This window comes from Streptomyces spirodelae, assembly GCF_017676385.1.
GTDB classification, from domain to species: domain Bacteria; phylum Actinomycetota; class Actinomycetes; order Streptomycetales; family Streptomycetaceae; genus Streptomyces; species Streptomyces spirodelae.
Genome location: NZ_JAFFZN010000019.1, coordinates 18,715 through 40,437, shown reverse-complemented (window position 1 = coordinate 40,437; position 21,723 = coordinate 18,715). Strand labels below are relative to the sequence as shown.

19 protein-coding genes and 1 riboswitch are annotated in these 21,723 nt (G+C 72.5%); of the genes, 5 read left to right on the top strand and 14 right to left on the bottom strand.

Annotated features, from left to right (window positions below; genetic code table 11):
- Nucleotides 1-180: 180 nt before the first annotated feature.
- Nucleotides 181-1,590 (bottom strand): C39 family peptidase, encoded by a 1,410-nt coding sequence (locus tag JW592_RS20285; RefSeq protein WP_209266592.1) that lies wholly within the window; start codon nt 1,588-1,590, stop codon nt 181-183.
- Nucleotides 1,591-1,876: 286 nt separating this feature from the next.
- Here JW592_RS20285 and JW592_RS20280 point away from each other — a divergent pair, with 286 nt between their 5' ends.
- Together JW592_RS20280 and JW592_RS20275 are read left to right on the top strand one after the other, a co-directional pair.
- Nucleotides 1,877-2,518, top strand: a complete 642-nt coding sequence (locus tag JW592_RS20280) for a uridine kinase family protein (protein ID WP_209266591.1) — start codon at nt 1,877-1,879, stop codon at nt 2,516-2,518.
- Nucleotides 2,519-2,896: 378 nt separating this feature from the next.
- Nucleotides 2,897-5,083: an AAA family ATPase gene (locus JW592_RS20275; RefSeq protein WP_209266671.1), complete on the top strand. Its 2,187-nt coding sequence runs from the start codon at nt 2,897-2,899 to the stop codon at nt 5,081-5,083.
- Here the strand turns inward: JW592_RS20275 and JW592_RS20270 are convergent.
- The 10 genes from JW592_RS20270 to ribD all read right to left on the bottom strand — a co-directional run bounded on the left by JW592_RS20270 (nt 5,004) and on the right by ribD (nt 14,087).
- A complete protein-coding gene (locus JW592_RS20270; protein ID WP_209266590.1) occupies nt 5,004-6,206 on the bottom strand; it encodes a hemolysin family protein in 1,203 nt (400 codons plus the stop codon). The two genes, JW592_RS20275 and JW592_RS20270, sit on opposite strands and share 80 nt — an antisense overlap.
- Nucleotides 6,203-7,642, bottom strand: coding sequence for a hemolysin family protein (locus JW592_RS20265; protein WP_209266589.1), 1,440 nt, complete (start codon nt 7,640-7,642; stop codon nt 6,203-6,205). The genes JW592_RS20270 and JW592_RS20265 overlap by 4 nt, the downstream gene beginning before the upstream one ends.
- 205 nt (nt 7,643-7,847) lie before the next feature.
- Nucleotides 7,848-8,351, bottom strand: a complete 504-nt coding sequence (locus JW592_RS20260) for a PH domain-containing protein (protein ID WP_209266588.1) — start codon at nt 8,349-8,351, stop codon at nt 7,848-7,850.
- A gap of 20 nt (nt 8,352-8,371) precedes the next feature.
- Nucleotides 8,372-9,220, bottom strand: coding sequence for an ATP phosphoribosyltransferase (hisG, locus tag JW592_RS20255; RefSeq protein ID WP_209266587.1), 849 nt, complete (start codon nt 9,218-9,220; stop codon nt 8,372-8,374).
- Between the two features lie 74 nt (nt 9,221-9,294).
- Nucleotides 9,295-9,567, bottom strand: a complete 273-nt coding sequence (locus JW592_RS20250) for a phosphoribosyl-ATP diphosphatase (RefSeq protein WP_209266586.1) — start codon at nt 9,565-9,567, stop codon at nt 9,295-9,297.
- A gap of 34 nt (nt 9,568-9,601) precedes the next feature.
- Nucleotides 9,602-10,087 (bottom strand): 6,7-dimethyl-8-ribityllumazine synthase, encoded by a 486-nt coding sequence (ribH, locus tag JW592_RS20245; RefSeq protein WP_209266585.1) that lies wholly within the window; start codon nt 10,085-10,087, stop codon nt 9,602-9,604.
- Between the two features lie 60 nt (nt 10,088-10,147).
- Nucleotides 10,148-11,500 (bottom strand): bifunctional 3,4-dihydroxy-2-butanone-4-phosphate synthase/GTP cyclohydrolase II, encoded by a 1,353-nt coding sequence (locus JW592_RS20240; RefSeq protein WP_209266584.1) that lies wholly within the window; start codon nt 11,498-11,500, stop codon nt 10,148-10,150.
- A complete protein-coding gene (locus JW592_RS20235; protein ID WP_229376474.1) occupies nt 11,497-12,243 on the bottom strand; it encodes a nicotinamide mononucleotide transporter family protein in 747 nt (248 codons plus the stop codon). Before JW592_RS20235 ends, JW592_RS20240 begins: the two co-directional genes overlap by 4 nt.
- Nucleotides 12,240-12,875 (bottom strand): riboflavin synthase, encoded by a 636-nt coding sequence (locus JW592_RS20230; protein ID WP_209266583.1) that lies wholly within the window; start codon nt 12,873-12,875, stop codon nt 12,240-12,242. Before JW592_RS20230 ends, JW592_RS20235 begins: the two co-directional genes overlap by 4 nt.
- On the bottom strand, nt 12,876-14,087 hold the full coding sequence (gene ribD, locus JW592_RS20225) for a bifunctional diaminohydroxyphosphoribosylaminopyrimidine deaminase/5-amino-6-(5-phosphoribosylamino)uracil reductase RibD (RefSeq protein WP_209266670.1): 1,212 nt from the start codon (nt 14,085-14,087) through the stop codon (nt 12,876-12,878).
- A 213-nt stretch (nt 14,088-14,300) separates the two neighbouring features.
- Nucleotides 14,301-14,431: riboswitch (FMN riboswitch) on the bottom strand.
- Between the two features lie 222 nt (nt 14,432-14,653).
- Between ribD and JW592_RS20220 the strand changes: the two genes are divergently transcribed.
- From JW592_RS20220 to JW592_RS20210, 3 genes are all read left to right on the top strand, one after another.
- Complete coding sequence (locus tag JW592_RS20220) at nt 14,654-15,997, top strand: MFS transporter (protein ID WP_209266582.1); 1,344 nt, start codon at nt 14,654-14,656, stop codon at nt 15,995-15,997.
- Nucleotides 15,998-16,168: 171 nt separating this feature from the next.
- The gene (locus JW592_RS20215; RefSeq protein ID WP_209266581.1) at nt 16,169-17,560 is read left to right on the top strand and encodes a uracil-xanthine permease family protein; all 1,392 of its coding nucleotides are present in this window, start codon (nt 16,169-16,171) and stop codon (nt 17,558-17,560) included.
- 101 nt (nt 17,561-17,661) lie between these two features.
- Nucleotides 17,662-18,369, top strand: a complete 708-nt coding sequence (locus JW592_RS20210; protein ID WP_209266580.1) for a DUF5995 family protein — start codon at nt 17,662-17,664, stop codon at nt 18,367-18,369.
- Between the two features lie 56 nt (nt 18,370-18,425).
- Here the strand turns inward: JW592_RS20210 and JW592_RS20205 are convergent, their stop codons facing one another.
- The 3 genes from JW592_RS20205 to JW592_RS20195 all read right to left on the bottom strand — a co-directional run bounded on the left by JW592_RS20205 (nt 18,426) and on the right by JW592_RS20195 (nt 21,588).
- Entirely contained in the window at nt 18,426-20,153 is a 1,728-nt protein-coding gene (locus tag JW592_RS20205; RefSeq protein WP_209266579.1) for a flavin monoamine oxidase family protein, read from the bottom strand.
- A gap of 61 nt (nt 20,154-20,214) precedes the next feature.
- Complete coding sequence (locus JW592_RS20200) at nt 20,215-21,003, bottom strand: carbon-nitrogen hydrolase family protein (RefSeq protein ID WP_209266578.1); 789 nt, start codon at nt 21,001-21,003, stop codon at nt 20,215-20,217.
- 129 nt (nt 21,004-21,132) lie between these two features.
- Nucleotides 21,133-21,588, bottom strand: a complete 456-nt coding sequence (locus JW592_RS20195) for an Lrp/AsnC family transcriptional regulator (RefSeq protein ID WP_209266577.1) — start codon at nt 21,586-21,588, stop codon at nt 21,133-21,135.
- Nucleotides 21,589-21,723: the final 135 nt, after the last annotated feature.

Here is a 21,723-nt window from a genome sequence, read left to right as displayed (position 1 = left end):
CTTCCAGCACACTGCCACGGCTTGTGCCAACAGCGGGGGATGCTCCACCGACGGCGGAGCCACCCGGACGTACGGCCGGATCGTACGGCGCCCGACGCGGCACCGGGGCGCCATGGCCGGCCGGTGCGGCCGTCTGACGTATGACGGCCGCGGCCTGGGCAGGCTGCGCCCGTGGCGTGCTCAGCAGACCCCGTGCTTGTGCAGGACCCGGCGCTGGGCGCGTGTCGGGTTGACGGGCCAGTAGATGTAGCAGACGCCGCCGGTGCCGCTGAGGACCTTGCCGTCGGCGTTCTTGCGCTTGGTTCTGAGCCAGATGTTCTCGAACTGCCGGCGCTTGTAGACGTGGCGGACCGAGGGGTTGTCCGGGGAGTTGGGGTCGTTGGCGATGACGTCGCCGGACTTGGTGAAGCCGATGACGGTCATCAGGTGGCCGGAGGTGCCGTAGCCGGCGCCGTCGAGTTCGGACTCGATGAAGGACTGCGAAGTGATCAGCGGGATACCCGCGGCGACGAACTCCTCGGCGTCGTTGAGGGAGTTCAGACGGGTGACGACCGCGTTCATGTCCCGGTAGGTGCTGGCGTAGGCGCTGTTGAAGGGCCAGTTGCCGCAGCCTTCGTACTGGTAGTCGTAGGTGTAGCGGGCCGCGTGGCAGACCTGGGGGTCGGCGTAGTCGGGGTTGACCCAGGCGAGGTCCTCGGCGGTGGGTCTGCGGCCCCAGTACTCGATGATCATCTGCGAGGACGTGGGGCTGCACCATGCCTCGCCGCCGTTGTCGTACTCGGGGTACTGGCCCTTGTGGATCTCCTGCGAATAGCGCGGCACCTTCAGCTCGACCGCCCTGCCCAGGCCGGGTTCGGAGGCGGGGACCTCGAAGCGGTCGGGTACGTCGGAGCACATCACACCGGCCCGCCACACCGTGGGGGTGGCCTCGCTGCCGGGGGTGCGGCAGAGGGTCAGCCGCAGCCGGTAGGACCTCAGCCGCAGCCCGCTCGCGGAGTCGTCGATGGAGAAGGTGTCGGTCCAGACGCTGCTCTTGCCGTCCTTCTGCCCGTCGACGGAGGTGCGGCGCGGTACGTCGGCTCCGTCCCCCGAGGTCCAGATGCCCATGGTGTACCAGGGGGTGGACGTGCCGTCGGAGTAGGTGCCCCGCAGCTCGATCCGGATCCAGGTGCCCTCGGGGGTGTGAGCGTTCCAGGAGGCGATGGCCTCCCCGGCGGGTACGGCGCACTCGTGTACGGGCGAGGTCCAGGTGGCGTACTCCCAGTCGGCCTGCTTGCCGGTGTGCGGGTCCTTGTAGGAGGTGGTGCCGACGGGGGACGTCAGGACGATGCCGGGCCGCCCGATGGAGAGCACCCGAGTTCCCTTGCCGCGGCCCGAGGCCCACTCGCGCTGCGTGGCCCAGTCGTGGAACTCCACGTTTCCTGCCTTCCCGGGCCGGTGTCGCCAGGCCGGGCGGCCCGTGCCGTAGGTGCCCGTGGTTCCACCCGAGCGGGTGTCGGCCGCCAGGGCGGCGGGGGCTGCGACTGCTGAGGCCGCCGCGGCGACGGCGGCGGCCAGAACGGTACGGCGGTTGGCGGATCTGCTGGTCATGCGGAGTGCCCCCAGTCGTGGGTCGGTGCGGCGTTCGTCACAGGTGGTGCGTCGGAGCGTGGTCCAGGCGGTGGGTGGTTCCGTACGCGGTCGTACCCGGCAGTCGTACCCCGCGGTCGTACCCGGCCGTACGCGGAAGCCAACTATTACGGCTCAGCACGGTGCGTGCCAGAGCTTCGGCCGCTCGGCATGCCGTCGTCATTGGCCCGGCCAGTGACACAGCGTGGCCGGTCCCCGGGGTGAGGCGGCACCGCACACCTGTCCGAGCCGGACGTACGCTGGGGGAATGCCCGCTCCGCTCACTCTCGAAGCGCTCGCCGACCGGCTGGCCGCGCTGCCCGCTTCCTGCGGCCCGGTGCGGCTGGTGGGGCTGGACGGGCACGCGGGGTCCGGCAAGACGACGCTGGCGCGGCGGCTCTCTCAGCTGCTGGGCGGGGCGCCGGTGCTCCACCTGGACGATCTGGCCTGCCACGAGGCGCTGTTCGGCTGGATGGAGCGGCTCACCCGGCAGGTGCTCGAACCATTGGGGCGTGGCGAGCCGGCACGCTACGTGAGCTACGACTGGGTGGCGGGCGCGTATACGACCGAGGCCGTGCTGCCGCCCGCTCCGGTCGTTCTCGTCGAGGGCGTGGGAGCGGGCCGGGCAGCGCTGCGACCGCTGCTGGCCTGCCTGTTGTGGGCCGACATGGCGGCAGAGGACGCGTGGCGGCGCGGCCGACGGCGGGATGGGCCCGGTCAACGGGGCTTCTGGGCGCGGTGGGTGCCGGCGGAGCGCGCGCACTTCGCTGCCGATCCCTCGCGCCCGTTCGCGGACTTCCTGGTGCGCGAGACGGGCGAGGGGCGCACGGGGTACGAGGTACGGGGGAGCACGGGCGAGGCGCCGGACGCCCCGTTGAATATGACCCTCCGTATAACTCGTGGCAGTTGACAGCCATCCCACGGCACCGAGTGCAACCAGGCGGCTTGACCATTGGCGCCGGACCGATTACGTTTCCAACAAGCGGCCTACGCAGGCCGTCTTCATACGCGAAGCCCCCGGTTGTTCCCCCGTGACCGGGGGCTTCGTTCTGCCCTGGAACAGCCAAGCGGAATGACTTCTTTCCGTTTCTCTTACTCTTCGTAGCGCCCTTGGGGAAGCCTCCCCACCGGAACTCCCTCTCGCGCCCCGCTCGACCGCCCCGTTCCGCGCCCCGTGATGCGGCCTGCGGCGCCCTTCGACAGCGCCCTGAGCACGGGTACGATGCGAAACAGCGTGGGAACCCCGGGTGATACCCGGCAGATCGGGGGACGTTTCGTGGGGGACGTGATGAACTTCGGCACGCAGGACCCCCAGGGCCTGCACGCCCCGGCCGAACTCGCCTGGCTTCGCGGGGTGGACGCGTACACCGTCGGCGGATACGCCCAGGCCGAGGAGGAGTTCCGCACCGCAGTGCGGCTCGATCCGGGAATGGCGGACGCCTGGCTGGGGCTGCACGCGCTGCGCGCCGACACCGCGACCGCGCTGCTGCGGATGTACCACCACAGGGACCGCTTCGGTGAGCAGCGCGCCCGGCACGGGCGCACCCTCAACTCCTGGTACTGGCTGGGCTGGTGGGTTCAGCCGGTGCTCGAGTACGAGCGCGATCTGCTGCTCGCGCACGCCTCGCACTGGCTCGACGGCCGCCATGTGGCCGAACTCGACCGGGCCCTGGCCGGCTGCCCCCCGGTCGACACCGATCCGCAGGTACGGTTCCTGCACGCCTGCCGCGCCTACCTGGCCAAGGACTGGGAGGGGCTGGTCGCCCACACCGAGCCGCTGGTGGACGACCCGCTGCTGGGCATCGAGGCCGGACTGTTCGCGGGCATGGCCCGGGTGCGGCTGGAGATGTACGGACAGGCCGAGCCGCTGCTGGCCGCCGCGCTGATGCGCTGCCGCAGCGAACAGCCGCAGCGCAAGGAGCTGCGCTACTGGCTGGCCCGCGCCCGCGAGGGCACCGGCCGCAGCGCGGCGGCCCTGCCGCTGTACCGGGCCGTGCACCGTATCGACCCGACGTTCATGGACACCTCGGCCCGGCTGACGACCATCGCCGAGAACGACGGCATAGGCGGCTCGGCCGAGGATCTGGCGGCCGCTGTGCTCTCCGGCGGCCTGGGCGGGCCGGACGGCTCCAACGGCAACGCGGCCCAGGAGCTCTTCGACCGTGGCCCCGAGGCGCCCGGCGACCCGGCACAGCCCGCCGACCCGGCCGAGCCCTCCGACGGCGCCCTGCCCACCGACCGCGGCAGGCGTCTGGACGACGGGGCCTGGCAAGGGGACGGCGCGGCCCCCCGGGACGGCGCCGGGCTCCGGGACAGCGGCACCGAGCGCCGCCAGGACACCGGCGGGCCCCCGGGCGGTGGGGCGCAGGAGACGGGCGTACCGGACCCGGCCCAGGACGGACCTCCGGCGGAGCTGCGGGACGCGGCCGAATCCGCCGACCCGGTGGTGGACCCGGAGGCCGACGGACTGCGGCTGGAGGACTCCGGCGACCCGGCCGAACCGATCCGGGTGGACAGCAGTGTGCTGTTGCGGCGCGGGTCCCCGTCCGGCGACGGCAGGCTGCCCTCGGGCCCCTCCGATCCGGTGCTGCTCGCCCAGGCGCTGGAGGAGCTGGAGCGGATGGTCGGCCTGGAGCCGGTCAAACGCCAAGTACGGGCCCTGTCGGCGCAGTTGCACATGGCACGGCTGCGGGCCGGCCAGGGCCTGCCGGTGCAGCCGCCCAAGCGGCACTTCGTCTTCTCCGGCCCCTCGGGTACGGGCAAGACCACGGTGGCGCGCATCCTGGGACGGGCCTTCTACGCACTGGGGCTGCTCGACGGCGACCATTTGGTCGAGGCCCAGCGCGCCGACCTGGTAGGCGAGTTCCTGGGGCAGACCGCGGTCAAGGCCAACGAGCTGATCGACTCGGCGCTCGGCGGGGTGCTGTTCGTCGACGAAGCGTACGCGCTGTCCAACTCGGGCTACACCAAGGGTGACGCGTACGGCGACGAGGCGCTGCAGGTGCTGCTCAAGCGCGCCGAGGACAACCGGGACCAGCTGGTGGTGATCCTGGCCGGCTACCCGGAGGGGATGGACAGGCTGCTGGCGGCCAACCCGGGCCTGTCCTCCCGCTTCACCACGCGGGTCGACTTCCCCAGCTACCGGCCGCTGGAGCTGACGGCCATCGGCGAGGTGCTGGCGGCCGACAACGGCGATGTGTGGGACGAGGAGGCGCTGGAGGAGCTGCGCAGCATCAGCGGACACGTGGTCGACCAGGGCTGGATCGACGAGCTGGGCAACGGCCGCTTCCTGCGCACCCTCTACGAGAAGAGCTGCGCCTACCGCGATCTGCGGCTGTCCGGCTACGCGGGCACCCCCACCCGCGACGACCTGGCCACGCTGCGGCTGCCCGACCTCATGCAGGCGTACGGCGAGGTGCTGTCGGGGCGGGGTCCCGACGGTCCTCCTCCCGGCCCGCAGCCGCCGCTGGGCTGAAGCCGTCCGACAGGTGCCGGGCGGTGGGCAGCCCCTGTCCCGGCCCGCTCCCCGCAGGTTCCGTACGGGTGTCGGTGTGCGGGTCCGGGTGGGTGTCGGTGTGGGCGGGGTCGTGCACCTCGCCCACCAGCATCTCCAGCACGTCCTCCAGGGCCGCCAGGCCCAGCACCCGGCCCGAGGCGTCCGCGACGGCCGCCAGATGCGAGGCGCCGGCCCGCATGGCGGTGAGGGCGTCGTCCAGCGGCAGCTCGCCGCGCAACGTCGTCATCGGCCGCCAGAGCCGCTGCGGCACCGCGCGGTCCGCCTCCTCCAGGTCGAGTACGTCCTTGACGTGCAGATACCCCAGGAAACCGCCGTCGTCTGCGCGCACCGGGAAGCGGGAGTAGCCGGTGCGTACGGTCAGCTCCTCCACCTGGCGCGGGGTGACGTCGGTGCCGACGGTGACCAGCTCGGTACCGCCCAGCAGGACCTCGGTCAGCGGCCGGGAGCCCAGCTCCAGGGCGTCGGCCAGCCGTTCGTGCTCGTCGGCCTCCAGCAGCCCGGCCTGCCGGGAGTCCCGCACCAGTTGGTTGAGCTGTTCGCTGGTGAAGGCGGCGGCGACCTCGTCCTTGGGCTCGACGCGGAAGAGCCGCAGGATGACGGTCGAGCACGCCCCCAGTGCCGCGGTGACCGGGCGGGTCAGCCGCGCGAAGGCGACCAGCCCGGGGCCGAGCCACAGCGCAGTGTGCTCGGGCGCCGCCATGGCGAGGTTCTTGGGCACCATCTCGCCCACCACGAGGTGGAAGAAGACCACGACGGCCAGGGCGATCACATAGCCCACGGGGTGCACCAGCGCATGCGGCAGCCGCACGGCGTGGAAGGCGGGCTCCAGCAGGTGTGCCAGCGTGGGCTCGGCGACGGCGCCCAGGGTCAGTGAGCACACCGTGATGCCGAACTGCGCCGCCGCCATCATCTGCGGCAGCGTCTCCAGCCCGCGCAGCACGCGCCGGGCGCGCGCCGAGCCGTCGGCCGCGAGGGGTTCGATCTGGCTGCGGCGTACGGACACGAGCGCGAACTCGGCGCCGACGAAGAAGCCGTTGGCCAGCACCAGCAGCGCGGCGAACAGGAGTTGGAGGACGCTCATGACGCCGCCGCTTCCATGCTGCGGGCCGGGCGCGGGGGGTCGCCGTCCCGCCGGCCTGCGGGTCCGCCCGTGGCGGGGCCCGCGGCGCGGTCCTGGGCCACGATGCGGACCCGCTCGGCACGGTGGTGTGCCACCTGCCGCACCTTCAACTGCCACTCCCGGCCGCCGTCCCCGGTGCGGGCGTTCGGCACCCGCAGCCGTGCGGTGTCGCCGGGCGCCGGAATGCGGCCCAGCAGGTCGGCGACGAGTCCCGCCACGGTCTCGTACGGCCCTTCGGGCACCTCCAGGCCGATACCGCGCAGCGCGCCCACCCGGCAGCTGCCGTCGGCGTCCCAGGCAGGGCGGCCCTCCGGGTCGGGCGGGGCGGGGGCCAGTTCGGGCAGTTCGGCGTAGAGCTGTCCGTCGTGTTCGTCGCGTACCTCGCCGACGATCTCCTCGACGATGTCCTCCAGTGTGACGACGCCCGCGGTGCCGCCGTACTCGTCCACGACGACCGCGATGGGCTGTTCGCTGCGCAGCCGTGCCAGCAGCGGCCGCACGGGGAGGGTCTGCGGGACGTGCAGCGCGGGGACGGCGATACGGACCGCGGGGGTGTGCAGCCGCAGGTCCGCGGGGACGGCGAGGGCGTCCTTGAGGTGCACCATGCCGACGACCTCGTCGAGCGTGTCCTGGTAGACGGGGAAGCGGGACAGTCCGGTGGCGCGGGTGAGGTTGAGGACGTCCTCGGCGGTGGCCAGTGCCTGCAGAGCACTGACCCGGACCCGCGGTGTCATCACGTGCTGCGCTGTCAGCCCGCCCAGTGCCAGAGTGCGCACGAACAGGTCTGCGGTGTCCTGTTCGAGGGCGCCGGCGCGGGCCGAGTGGTGTGCCAGCGAGACGAGTTCGCCCGGGGTGCGGGCGGAGGCCAGCTCCTCGGCGGGCTGGACGCCGAAGAGCCGCACCATACGGTTGGCCGCCGCGTTCAGACCCGCGATCACGGGGCGGAACGTGCGCGAGAAGAGGCGCTGCGGCCCGGCCACGAACCTGGCCACCGCCAGCGGCCGGGAGACGGCCCAGTTCTTGGGCACCAGTTCGCCCACGACCATCTGGACGGCCGAGGCGGTCAGCATGCCGGTGCCGACGGCGACGCCGCCGACCGCGCCCGGTGGTGTCCCCACCGCGGTCAACGGGCCGTCCAGCAGCCGGGCCAGCGCGGGTTCGGCGAGCATGCCGGTGATCAGAGAGGTGAGGGTGATGCCGAGCTGTGTGCCGGAGAGCTGGAAGGACAGCTCCGGCAGGGCACGGACCACGGCGCGGGCCTTCCGGTCGCCCTGTGCGGCGGCACGTTCGGCCTCGGGTTTCTCGACGGTGACGAGCCCGAACTCCGCCGCGACGAAGAAGCCGTTGGCGAGGACGAGCAGGAACGCCACACCGAGCAGCACTAGCGGGAGGGTCATGCCACGCCCCCGTTCAGCCGGGACGCGGCGCACGTACTACAGGACGATCCGTCCATCGCTGGAGGTGGTCACTCCTCGGTTCGCAGGTGCCCGCGCGGGGGCGCGGGGCGGCTCATGCCGGTGTGCACCAGAGTAGACACTGGTCGACACCCCGCGAAGACGCGCGGCACCGTGCCGAGGGTTGCCGGACCCGGCGGCGGAGCTGCTACTTTTCGGCGTCGGTCCCGGTCTCGCCCCCGGCGCGGTCCGCCGTGCCGTTCGAGGCGTCCTGGGGCGTGCCCTTGACCTCGACGAGAGCACGCAGGGCACGCGCTTGGGCGAGCGCCTGCTGCTTGGCGATTCCCGGCTGGATGCCCATGGCGGGCAGGTTGGTGCCGTCGGCGAGGTCCAGCGAGACCCACGGGTCGCCGGGCCGCAGCCGCACGGCGAGCACCTGCGCCCATTCGAGACGCCGCTTGGTCGTGAGGTTGACGACCGTCACCCCGTCCTCGTCGGCCGTCACCCGGGGACGGCTCAACAGCACCAGCACGCCGAGGAAGAGCACGCCCGTGCAGATGAAGCTCGCCCGCTCACCGCCGCCGATCTGGAGCATCAGCGAGACGACGGTGAGGACCACGAAGGCGGCGAGTCCCGCCGTCAGGAGTACCGCGCGGGTGCGGGTGGGCCGGAATGTGACGGGAAGCGCGCAGGGCGCCGGGCTGTCGGTCATCAGTGGGCTCCGGACACGGGTCACAGGCGGCAGGCGTGGATGCCCGTGGTGAGGATGGCGCGGGCGCCCAGGTCGTAGAGGTCGTCCATGATCCGCTGCGCCTCGGTGGTACGCACCATGGAGCGTACGGCGACCCAGCCCTGGTCGTGCAGCGGGGAGATGGTCGGTGACTCCAGGCCCGGGGTGAGCGCCACGGCCTGCTCCAGGTGCTCGGCGCGGATGTCGTAGTCCATCATCACGTAGCTGCGGGCCACCAGGACGCCCTGGAGACGGCGCAGGAACTGCTGCACCTTGGGCCCGTCCGGGTCGGCTCCGGTGCGCCGGATGACGACGGCCTCGGACTGCATGATCGGCTCGCCGACGATCTCCAGACCCGCGTTCCGCAGCGAGGTGCCGGTCTCCACGACGTCCGCGATGACCTGTGCCACACCCAGTTCGATGGCGGTCTCCACGGCACCGTCCAGGTGTACGACGGAGGCGTCGATGCCCTTGTCCGCCAAGTGCTTGGCGACGATGCCCTCGTAGGAGGTGGCGACCGTCAGCCCGGTGAGGTCGTCGAGGGTATCCACGGTGCCGGGCTTGGCGGCGTAGCGGAAGGTGGAGCGGGCGAAGCCGAGGGGGAGGACCTCCTCGGCCTGCGCCCCGGAGTCCAGCAGCAGATCCCGCCCCGTGATGCCGATGTCGAGCCGGCCGGAGCTGACGTAGATCGCGATGTCGCGGGGGCGCAGGTAGAAGAACTCGACCTCGTTCTCCGGGTCCACCAGGACGAGTTCCTTGGTCGCCTTGCGCTGCTGGTACCCGGCCTCATGCAGCATCTCCCCGGCAGGGCCGGAGAGGGAACCCTTGTTGGGGACGGCGATGCGCAGCATGAGCTTCCTTTGTTCGTGAAGTGGAGCGTGAGGTGGAGGAGGAGCGGGAGGAACGGAAAGGGGAGCGACGGCGCTCAGAGATGAGCGTATACGTCGTCGAGGGACAGGCCCTTCGCGGCCATGAGCACCTGCAGATGGTAGAGGAGCTGCGAGATCTCCTCGGCGGTGCGCTCGTCGCCCTCGTGCTCGGCCGCCATCCAGACTTCCGCGGCCTCCTCCACGATCTTCTTGCCGATGGCGTGCACGCCCTGCGCGGCGAGCTCGGCGGTGCGGGAGGTGCTGGGGTCGCCGGTGGCGGCCTTGTGCTGCAGCTCGGCGAAGAGCTGCTCGAATGTCTTGTTCGCCATGGTGCCTGACAGCCTACGTGGTGGCCCGGGCCGCTCACCGCCAGGGCTCTGCGACGGTGCGCAGAGTCGCGGCCGTCGCCACGGCCGCGGTGACGGCCTCGTGGCCCTTGTCCTCGGTGGAGCCGGGCAGCCCGGCGCGGGCGATGGCCTGCTCCTCGTCGTCGCAGGTCAGCACGCCGAACCCGATGGGGACGCCGGTGCGGACCGAGACCTCGGTGAGGCCCTGGGTGACGCCCTGGCAGACGTAGTCGAAGTGCGGGGTGCCGCCCCGGACGACGACGCCGAGCGCCACGATCGCGTCGTATCCGCGGTCGGCGAGGACCTTGGCGACGACGGGCAGCTCGAAGCTGCCGGGGACGCGCAGCAGGGTGGGCTCGTCGATGCCCAGCTCGCCCAGCGCCCGCAGGGCGCCGTCGACGAGGCCGTCCATGACCTGCTGGTGCCACTGCGCGGCGACCACGGCCACGCGCAGGTCCTGGCAGTTCTTGACGGTCAGTTCGGGTGCGCCCTTGCCGCTCACGGTGCTCCTCGTGTTCGAAGTGTGGTGGTGCTGTTGTCGGTGGCCTACGGTGGCCGGTTGTTACTGCGTACCGCAGGGCGAGGTGCGGTCGGCGTCCAGCCACGGCAGGTCGTGGCCCATCCGGTCGCGCTTGGTGCGCAGATAGCGCAGGTTGTGCTCGCCCGCCTGCACCGGCATCGGCTCCCGGCCGGTGACGCGCAGCCCGTGCCGCACCATCGCGGCGGTCTTCTCCGGGTTGTTGGTCATCAGCCGCAGCGACCTGACGCCCAGGTCGGTGAGGATCTGCGCGGCGGCCGCGTAGTCGCGGGCGTCGGCGGGGAGACCCAGTTCCAGGTTGGCGTCGAGGGTGTCGCGGCCGCGCTCCTGCAGCTCGTAGGCGCGCAGCTTGGACATCAGCCCGATCCCCCGGCCCTCGTGCCCGCGCAGGTAGAGCACAACGCCCCGGCCCTCCTGTTGGACGCGCTCCAAGGACGCCTCCAGCTGGGGCCCGCAGTCGCAACGCTGGGAGCCGAAGACATCACCGGTCAGGCACTCGGAATGCACCCGTACGAGCACGTCCTCTCCGCCCGCGGGGTCGCCCGGACCAGTGAGGTCGCCGGTGACCAGGGCGATGTGCTCCACCCCGTCGACGGTCGAGCGGTAGCCGTAGGCGCGGAACTCGCCGTGCCGGGTGGGCAGCCGGGTCTCCGCCTCGCGCCGCACGGTGGGCTCGGCGGAGCGGCGGTAGGCGATCAGGTCCTCGATGGAGATGATCCGCAGCCCGTGCTTGCGCGCGAACGGCACCAGCTCGGGCAGCCGCAGCATGGTGCCGTCCTCGCCGGCGATCTCCACGATGGCGGCGGCGGGCCGCAGCCCGGCCAGCCGGGCCAGGTCCACACCCGCCTCGGTGTGCCCGGGGCGGGCGAGCACCCCGCCCGGCTTGGCGCGCAGCGGGAAGGCGTGCCCGGGGCGGACGAAGTCCTCCGGGGTGGTGTCGGGGTCGGCGAGCAGCCGGATGGTGGCGGCGCGGTCGGCGGCCGAGATGCCGGTGGTGACGCCGTGGGCGCGCGTCGCGTCGACGGTGACGGTGAACGCGGTGCCCATGGATTCGGTGTTCTCGGCGACCATCTGGGGCAGTGCGAGCCGGTCCAGGTCGGTGCCCTCCATCGGGGTGCAGATCAGGCCGCGGCACTCGCTCATCATGAAGGCGACGATCTCGGGAGTGACCAGCTCGGCGGCCATCACCAGGTCGCCCTCGTTCTCCCGGCTCTCGTCGTCGACGACCACGACCGGACGGCCCTCGCCGATGTCGCGGATCGCCTCCTCGACGGGGTCGAGCGCGAGCGCGAACGACTCGTCGGCGTCCGCCGGTTCCCCGGGGACGGGGAGGCGCGGGGCCGGCGGTGCGTCGTACCAGTTCGGCAGCGCGGTCATGGGCGTGCTCCTTCCTTGATGGTGCGCTCGGGTGGCGTGCTCCACGTCCGCTGCGCGGCGGTCGGCGTGGCCCCGGCGGAGTTGAGCGCGGGCTCCACGCGCGCTGCGGCCAGTGCGCGGGCTTCCCCGCGGGAGCGCTGCCACCAGGCGCGCAGGCCCCACAGGACGAGGCCGAGGTAGACGACGTAGACGAGGCCGGAGAAGGCCAGCCCGCTGCTGAAGGCGAGCGGCACCCCGACCACGTCCACCAGCAGCCAGGCGAACCAGAACTCGACCAGGCCGCGGGCCTGGGCCACCATCGCCGCCAGCGTGCCGACGAAGATGTAGGCGTCAGCCCAGGGGCTCCACGAGAGGGACGGGACGAGGGTGAAGAGGGTGCCGACGGCGGCGGTGCCCAGCGCGGTGCCGAGTGCGAGCAGTCCGCGTTCGCGCCAGGTGGCGAACCGTACGGCGATGGAGCCGTCCTGCGCCTGCTGGTTGCCGCGCCGCCACTGCCGCCAGCCCCACAGCGCCACCCCGATGACCAGGAGCTGCTTGCCGACCCCGCCCGCCAGATGCGCGGAGGCGAAGGCACCGACGAGTATCAGCCCGGACAGCAGCTGCGCGGGCCAGGTGCCTATGGAGCGCCGCCAGCCCAGCGCCAGGCCGAGCAGCCCCATGAGGTTGCCGAGCATGTCGGACCAGATGACGTGCTGCCCGAAGGCGGAGAACGCCTCCTGGTTCAACCAGTGGAGGCCGCTCATCGGGTCGCCCCGCTCCGGCGGAGCTCGTCGGCGAGGCCCGGCGCCGAGGCTCCCAGCAGCCGCTCGACGTACTTGGCCAGGACGTCGACCTCCAGGTTGACCGGGTCGCCGGGCTGCTTGGTGCCCAGCGTGGTGAGCGAGAGCGTGGTGGGGATGAGGGAGACGGTGAAGTGGTCGTCGGTGGCCTCCACGACCGTGAGGCTGACGCCGTCCACGGTGATGGAGCCCTTCTCGACCAGGTACCGCCCCAGCCCCTCGGGCAGCGCGACCGTGAGGACCGTGCCGCTGTCCGCGTCGTGCCGCGCGGTGATGGTGCCGGTGCCGTCGACGTGCCCCTGGACGAGGTGGCCGTCGAGCCGCCCGCCGAGCACCATCGGGCGCTCCAGGTTGACGGGCGAGCCCGCGGTGAGTACCCCGAGGCTGGAGCGGTGCAGGGTCTCGGCCATGACGTCGGCGGTGAACTCGCCGTCGCCCGTCTCCACGACGGTCAGGCACACGCCGTTGACCGCGATCGAGTCGCCGTGCCGTGCGTCGGCGGTCACGCGCGGTCCGCGCAGCCGCAGCCGGGCCGAAGCGCCCTGGTCCTCGACGGCGACGACCTCGCCCAGCTCTTCCACGATTCCGGTGAACACTCAGGACTCCTCGGGCTGCTCGGACTGCTCGGCCCGCGCGGTGGCGGGGCCGGTGGTGGTGGCGGTGCCAGTGGGGTTTGCGGTGCGCGTGCTCGCCGTGGTGCTCGCGGCGGCGGCCGTGCGCACTGTCTGCGGCGCGGTGGCGCCCACGGCGGTGATCCGCAGGTCGGGGCCGAGTCGAACGGTCTCGCTCACGGTCAGCCGCAACGCCTGTGCGATGGTGCTGATTCCGGCCTCGCCCAGAGCGGGCGGTCCCGCGCCCAGCAGTACGGGGGCGAGGTAGCCGACCACCCGGTCGACCAGTCCGGCGGCGACGAAGGAGCCCGCCAAGGTGGCGCCGCCCTCCAGCAGCACGGCACGGACATCGCGGGTCTGCAGGGCGGTCAGCAGCGCGTCCAGGTCGAGCCCCGCGCCGTCCACCGCGCGGGGCAGCCGCAGCACCTCGGCCGGGCTCGCGCCGGCTGCGGCCTCCAGCGCGGCGGTGTCCGCGTCCTGGGCGACGGCGATCACTGTGGGCGCCGCGTCGTCGAGCACGCGCGCCCCGGCCCGGACGACCGACGCCTCGGTGTCGAGGACGACGCGGAGCGGCTGGACGGCGCCGGGCACGTCCCGCACGGCCAGGTGCGGGTCGTCGGCGCGGGCGGTACCGGCACCGACCAGGACGGCGTCGGACTCGGCGCGCAGCCGGTGCACGTCGGCACGGGCCTCGGCCGAGGTGATCCAGCGGCTGGAGCCGTCGGCCGCCGCGGTTCTGCCGTCGAGGGTGGCGGCGTACTTCCAGGTCACATACGGACGGCCGTGCAGTACGGAGGTCAGCCAAGCGGCGTTGCCGGCCGCGGCCTCGTCGGCCAGCAGACCGCCCTCGACGTCGATACCGGCGGCGGCCAGTGTGAGCGCGCCGCCCGCGGCGTTCGGGCTGGGGTCGGAGACGGCGTAGACGACACGGGAGATGCCCGCGTCGATGAGCGCCTGCGCGCAGGGGCCGGTGCGCCCGGTGTGGTCGCAGGGTTCGAGAGTGACGACAGCGGTGCCGCCGCGGGCGTCCTCGCCGGCTTCGGCGAGCGCGTGTACCTCCGCGTGCGGGCCGCCTGCGCGCTGGTGCCAGCCCTCCCCCACGGTGCGTCCCGCCTGGTCGAGGACGACGCAGCCGACGACGGGATTGGGGCTGGTGGAGCCGAGCCCCCGCGCGGCGAGGGCGATGGCACGGCGCATCGCGTCGCGCTCCGCCTGCGGCGCGTACGGCGCTTGGGGGTGCGGGGCCACCGGGTCCTCCTGCCTCTTCGGGCACGGACTCCGGGGCTGCTTCGGGACTTTGTGACGGACGCGCGCCCTGGAACGACCCGGCCGGACGGAAGGGGCCCGGTTCCGGTTCTGCCTTCTCCGGAACGGGACCGCCGCCGACGGCGGTGCACCGGTTGCGGTCCGCCGCGCACTGCCTCCCATCCGGACTTTCACCGTCGGTCCAGGAATCTCACCTGGTCAACCGGCTGCTGGCTGCGGCCGGGTCGCGGACTGTAACCGCCGGTTCGGACTTTCACCGACCCCGGAGTGCGCTGACGTCACTGGTACTCCCCCAGCCTGCGGCCGGGAGGTACCCCCAGTCTGCCACGTGGCGCCGGGGACTATGCGAGCGGAGCCTGTGTGGTGACTCACAGCAGCCCCGGAGATCCCATGCGTTGCCCCATGCGTTGCCGGGCCCGCACGGGTTCGAGCGGCGGGCGAGCGGGGCACGATCTGCCGGGGGCCCGCAGGTGGCACCGGTACGGCTGGGAGGCGAGATGCGTACGGGCGAGAGCGGGCCGGAGCGGCGGGCCGGGGCGCGGACGGGTTCGAGAGCGGCGGCCGACTCGCCGTCGGGGCCCCGGGAGGAGGGCGTTCCCGCTGGGCACCCGGCCGACACCGGCAGCGACGGTCGTCCGGCGTCTGCCGTACGGGCCGCGCGTGCGGCGGTCTCCGTGAGCTTCGCGGTGCACGGGACGGCGAGCGGCACCTTCGCCACCCGGATTCCCTGGCTGCGCGAACACCTGGACCTCAGCCCCGGCTGGCTGGGCCTGGCACTGGTGTTCATGACGGCGGGCGCCTCGGCCGCCATGCCGCTCTCGGCACGGCTGGCACACCGCTACGGACCGCGTCGGGCGCTGGCCGCCGTGTCACTGGCCTGCTGCGCCGGACTGGCGCTGCCGCCGCTCGCCCCCGCGCTGGGCTGGCTGTGCCTGGCGCTGTTCGTGTACGGCTGCGGCCTCGGGCTGATGGACGTGGCGATGAACGCCCAGGGGGTGCGGGTCGAGGCCGCCTACGGCCGCTCGGTGATGTCGGGGCTGCACGGCCTGTGGAGCGTGGGCACCCTGGTGGGCGGCGCCGGAGGCGTGGTCGCCGCGCACGCCGGGCTGGACGCGCGGGTGCACCTGGGGGTGGCTGCGCCGCTGCTGGCCGCGGTGGCGGTGGTGGCGGCCCGGTGGACGCCAGGACGGGAAGACTCGGGTTCCCGGCTCCCGGACGGCGCCGACGGAACCGACGGAGCCGACGAGGCCGGGGACGACGACAGGGCCGGGGAGGCTCACGCCCCGCCCCGATTCGCGCTGCCCTCACGCGGGGTGCTGGCGATCGGTCTGCTCGGCTTCTGCGCGGTGTTCGCCGAGGGTGCCTCGATGGACTGGTCGGGCATCTACCTGGCCGATGTGACGGGCGCCGGGCCGGGTCTGGCCGCCTCCGCGTACACGGCGTTCGCCTGCACGATGGCGCTGGCGCGGCTGTGCGGGGACGCGGTGGTGCGGCGGTTCGGGCCGGTGGCGACGGTACGCGTCGGCGGGGTGCTGGCCTCGGCCGGCGCCGCGCTGGTGGTCGGCGCGCGGACGCCGCCCGCGGCCGTGGCGGGGTTCGCGCTGATCGGAGTGGGGATCGCGGTGATCGTGCCGCTGTGCTTCGCGGCGGCGGGTCGACTCTCCGCCGCCGCGCCCGGGCAGGGCATCGCGGGGGTCGCCACGCTGGCGTACGCGTCCGGGCTCGCGGCGCCGGCTGCCGTCGGGTGGATCGCCGAGTCCACGAGCCTCTCCGTGTCGTTCGCCGTGGTCACGGCGCTGCTGCTGGCGCTGCCGGCCGCCGCTCGGGTGCTCCGCACCTAGCTTCTCCGGGAGGGGGCTGCCCCTGAGGGTGCGTTGCGGGCTGCGGGTGCGTCGTGGTCGCGCGCACACCTCCCCGCGCCCCTGATGGGGCGCCCCCACCGGGCGAAGGGGCCCTGTGCGGTCGAACTAGTATGTGGGCCGATCAGAATCGGCCAACGAAACGGGAGCGACATGGGCGGGCTCGGCGTGCGATGGAAGGTGCACGGCGACGGGCGCGTCCCGGCACCCGGCGCCGTGGTGCGGCCGGACGAACGGCTGTCCTGGCCGCGTACGGCGGGACTCGGCGCCCAGCATGTGGTGGCGATGTTCGGGGCCAGCTTCGTGGCGCCGGTCTTGATGGGCCTGGACCCGAATCTGGCCATCATGATGTCCGGGCTGGCGACGATGCTCTTCCTGCTCGCCACCCGCGGCCGGGTGCCGAGCTATCTGGGGTGCAGCCTCTCCTTCGTCGGGGTCGCCGCGGTCATCCGCGGCCAGGGTGGCAGCAGCGCCACGGTGACCGGCGCGATCCTGGTGGTCGGCACCGTGCTCTTCCTCGTCGGGCTGGCCGTGCAGCGGTTCGGTGCACGGATCATCCATGCGGTGATGCCGCCGGTGGTGACCGGCGCGGTCGTCATGCTGATCGGCTTCAACCTGGCTCCCGTCACGGCGTCGACGTACTGGCCGCAGGACCAGTGGACGGCGCTGCTGACCATGCTGCTGACCGGGCTCGCCGTGGTGTGCCTGCGCGGCTTCTGGTCGCGGATCGCCATTTTACTGGGGCTGGTGGCCGGCTATCTGATGTCGTGGGCGTTCGACACCGTCTTCGGCCGGATTCATTCGCCGGACGCCGGCGGCAAGACGGTGGACCACTGGCGGCTGGATCTGTCGGGTGTGGGCAAGGCCGACTGGTTCGGGCTGCCGTCCGTGCACGCGCCCGACTTCTCCTGGTCGCCGGTGCTGGTGGCGCTTCCAGTGGTGATCGCGCTGGTGGCGGAGAACGCGGGGCATGTGAAGGCGGTCGGCGAGATGACCGGCGACCCGCTGGACGACAAGCTCGGCACGGCGATCTCCGCGGACGGTGCCGGCAGTGTCCTCTCGACGGCGTTCGGCGGCCCGGCCACGACAACGTACTCGGAGAACATCGGCGTCATGGCCGCCACCCGGGTCTACTCGACGGCCGCGTACTGGGCCGCCGCCTGCTTCGCGCTGCTCTTCGGGCTCTGCCCGAAGTTCGGCGCCGTCGTCGCGGCCATCCCCGGCGGGGTGCTGGGCGGTATCACCGTGATCCTCTACGGGATGATCGGTCTGCTCGGCGCGCAGATCTGGATCAACAACGGTGTCGACATGCGCAATCCGCTGAACCTGGTACCGGTCGCCGCGGGCATCATCATCGGGATCGGCGGCGTCGATCTGAAGATCACCGATAACTTCGAGCTCGGCGGCATCGCCCTGGGCACCCTGGTGGTGCTCACCGGCTACCACGCGCTCAAGGCACTGGCTCCGGCCCATCTCAAGGGGCAGGAGCCGCTGCTGGACGAGGGGACCAGCGGCTACGACGAGGGGTACGACGAGCCGCGCTGAGCCGACCCCGCTGGCACGGCCGCTGCGGCGCCGTCCTCCGTCCGGGGGCCGTAGCGGCCGGGCTGCCCGCACAGGGTGCGAGTGGCTGTCAGGCTGCGGGCATGACCTCAACGGACCAGGTTCCGGCGCAGCGCGCGGCCTCGTCGGCGCCCATCGCCGAAGTGACGGCCCAGATGCGCGAGATCCGGGCGACTCTGCCCAGACAGGACGGTGTGGCGGTCTTCAACCGGGTGTATCTGTCGGTGACCGAGGAGCTGGAACGGCGCCTGATCGCGGGGTATTTCGACGACCGGGCCGCCACCGGGGAGCTGGGCACCCGGTTCGCTCGGCGCTTCCTGGACGCGGTGGACGCCGAGGCCGCCGGGCTGCGGCTGCCCTCCTGCTGGCGGCCGCTCTTCCGCTTCCGGCGCCATCCCTCCGTCCACCCGCTGCAGTTCGCGCTGGCGGGTATCAACGCGCACATCTGCCACGACCTTCCGCTGGCGCTGGTGGACACCTGCCGGGCGCTGGCGGCCGTTCCCGGGGATCTGGAGGCGGATTTCGAGCGGATCGGGGAGCTGCTGACCGGGCTGGAGGAGCGCATCCGCGAGGACCTGATGCCGGGCCCCGACCTGCTGGATGTCGCCGACCCGCTCACCCATCTCGTCGGCTCGTGGAGCCTGGAGCGGGCCCGGGGCGCCGCCTGGGTCTCGTTCCGTGCGCTGTGGGGGTTGCGCGGGTGCGGGGAGCTGCTGGAGGAGATGGCGGAAGGGCTGGACGCGACGGTCGGGACGGCCGGGCGGTGCCTGCTGACGCCGCTGTGGCACTGACCTGCTGACGCCGCTGTGGCACTGAGCACGCCCGGGCACGCCCCCCGCACATCCGGTCAGTCCTCCGGGAGCCTCACCGGCTCGATCTCGTCGAACACGTCACCGGGCCCGGGGTTGACCGGGTCGGTGCTGCCGCCCAGGTGGTGCATGACGCCCCAGACGGCGTTGAGCGCGGTCTGCACGGCGCCCTCGGCCCAGCCGGCGGTCCAGGAGATGTCGTCCCCGGCGAGGAAGAGGCCCCGCCGGTCGGCGGGCAGCGTCTCCTGCATGAAGTGGGTGAACAGCCGCCGCTGGTAACGGTAGTGGCCGGGCAGGTTCGCCTTGAATGCACCCAGGAAGTAGGGCTCGTCCTCCCAGGAGACGGTCAGCGGATTGCCCGTGATGTGCTTGCGGATGTCGACCCCGGGATAGATCTCGCCCAGCGACTTGAGCATCACCTCCATCCGCTCGCCCGCGTCCAGCGGCAGCCACTTGAGGCTGTCGTCGCACCAGGTGTAGGAGAGGCAGATCACGGCCGGCTTGTCGGGGCCGTCGTCCAGCAGGTAGGTGCCGCGCGTCATCCGGTCGGTGAGCGTCATGCTCATCGTGTCGCGCCCGGTCTCGGGGTCCTTGTCCAGCCAGAACGGCCGGTCGACGGGCACGAACAGCTTGGAGGACTCCATGTAGTGGGTGCGCTCCACCGCCGTCCAGTGGTCGATGGGCAGCAGCGCGTCGTCGCAGTCGATACGGCTCAGCAGCAGCCAGGACTGCGCGGTGAAGACGGCGGCGCGGTAGGTGCGGATATCGCCGTCCGCGTCGGTGACCGTCACGCGGTTCCCGGCCGTACGGTGCAGCCTGGTGACGGCGGGCCGGTGCACGCCGCCGGGGTGCAGCGACTTGAGGCTGGTGCCCTGCGGCCAGTGGACGAGCTTGTCCGGCTCGCGCTCCCACAGCCGCAGCGGAAGCTGCTGGCAGCCGCCGACGATGCCGCGGTGGTCGTCGTCGGCGCCGGTGTAGACGACGCGCAGGATCTCCAGGATGGAGTTGGGGAAGTCGGTGTCCCAGCCACCGGTGCCGAACCCGACCTGGCCGAAGATCTCCCGGTGCCGGAAGGAGGCGAAGGCGGCCGAGTCGCACAGGAAGCCGTAGAAGGTCTGGTTGTCCAGCTTCTCCACCAGCTGGGACCAGATCTCGCGGATGCGGGGCACGTCCCGCTCGCGTATCGCCTGCTGCATCGCAGAGAAGTCGGCGCCCTCCTCCAGGCACGCGTTCCAGGCGTCCATCACCTGGTGGTAGACGGGCGGCAGGTCCTCCAGCGTGCGCGCGTAGTGCGTCTCGCCCTTGAGGTCGATGACGGTGGAGGGCGTGTCGGGTGCCAGCGGGTTGGGGAACGGCTTGGTCTCCAGGTCCACCAGGTCGATGTAGTGCTGGAGCGCGGTGGAGGACGGCGGGAACCGCATGGCGCCCATCTCCGCGTTCAGCGAGGGGTCGCCGCCCTCGAACGTGGCCGTCCGCAGCCGCCCGCCGAGCTGGTCGGCCTCGTAGACGACCGGCTTGAGCCCCATCTTCATCAGCTCGTAGGCGGCCACCAGGCCCGAAAGGCCGCCGCCGATGACGGCGACCTCGGTGCCGTGTTCGGTCGGGGGCACGGCGCCGAGACCCGCGGGGTGCGTGAGGAAGTCGTCGTAGGCGAACGGGAAGTCGGGCCCGAACATGGTCAGCGGTGGCTGCGGGCGCTGCTGGGCTTCCTGCCGCTCGTCGTGCTCGTGGGCAGCGTTGGGCACGGTGGGCACGGTGGACGTCATGAGGGGTCGGCTCCTGGGTGGTGCGGGAGTGCTTGAGGGTGTGCGCGTGAGGCTTCGGCGGCTAGCGCGGGTACAGCTCGGGGCGGCGGTCGGCCAGATACGGGTTGCGGTCGCGGGAGGCGCGCAGCGCCACCGGGTCCGCGTCGGCGACCAGCAGGGCCTCGCCGGTGCCCGGGGCGCGCACCGGCACGGTGCCGTCGGGTGCGGCCAGGCAGCTCAGTCCCGCGAAGTCGAACTCGCCCTCGCGCCCGACGCGGTTGGCGTAGGCGACGTACAGCTGGCTCTCCACCGCGCGTGCCACCACCAGCGTCTCGGCGACGGTGTCGTACGGGCGCATCAGCGCGGTGGGCACCAGCAGGACATCGGTGCCCGCCAGCGCGTGCGCGCGGACCGCCTCGGGAAACTCCACGTCGTAGCAGATCAGCAGCCCGAGCCGGACACCGTCGAGCTCGGCCTGGACGGGCAGCAGCTCGCCGGGCGTGTAGTGCTTGGCCTCGTAGGGGCCGTACAGGTGCGTCTTGCGGTAGTTGGCGAGTGCGATGCCGTCCGGGCCGACGAGCTGTGCGGAGTTGTGGACCGCGCCGTCCTCGCCCCGCTCGGGGTAGCCGTAGACGATGGCCACGCCGTGCTCGGCGGCGATCCGGGAGACGGCGGCCGCGCTGTCCCCCGCCGCCGGTTCCGCCGACCGCGCCGGGTCGTCGAGGGCGTAGCCGGCGAGGGACAGCTCCGGGGTGACCAGCAGCCGGGCACCCCGCGCCGCGGCTTGCCCGGCGGCACCGTCGAGGGAGGCCAGGCCGCCGGAGCCCGCAGTGGAGGGCTGGGCCTGGGACTGGTGAAGAGCGATTCGCACGCCTTCGACGCTACGGTCGGCTCCGGTGCGCCACAAGCGGGGGATCTTGCGAACTGACCCGCAGTCTGTTGCGTGTCAAGCCGGGATCGCGTCGATCTGTTGTGCCTCCCTGGGTGCGGATGGCACCTCTCACAGCGGCGGGCCCGCGGTGTAGCGGCGCAGCAGCGGGGAGAGCACCAGCACGGACTTGGTGCGCTCGACGAAGGGCTCCCCGGCGATCCGCTCCAGCACGGCCTCGAAGTGCCTCATATCGGCGGCGAACACCTGCACGAGGGCATCGGCCTCCCCGGTGACCGTGGAGGCCGCCACCACCTCGGGGTAGGGGGCCAGCGCCCGGTGGATATCCTCCGGCGAGGTGCGCGAGCGGCAGTACATCTCGATGAACCCCTCCGTCTGCCACCCCAGCGCCGAGGGGTCGACCCGCACGGTGAACCCGGTGATCGCGCCCCGCTCCCGCAGCCGGTCGACCCGCCGCTTCACGGCGGGCGCCGACAGGCCGACCTCGGCTCCGATGTCGGCGTACGTACGGCGGGCATCCTCGGCGAGGGCGTGGACGATGCGTTCGTCGAGATCGTTCAGTGACACGGCGCTTAGTAGAACACGGGTCATGTTCCGGCCAGGGGGTGCCACTGTTTGTTGTTTGCGGGCTGCGGGTGTCGTGTGGCTGTGGGGTACCCCCTGCTCGAAGAGCTTGGGGAGCAGTTCCCCGCGCCCCCTCGG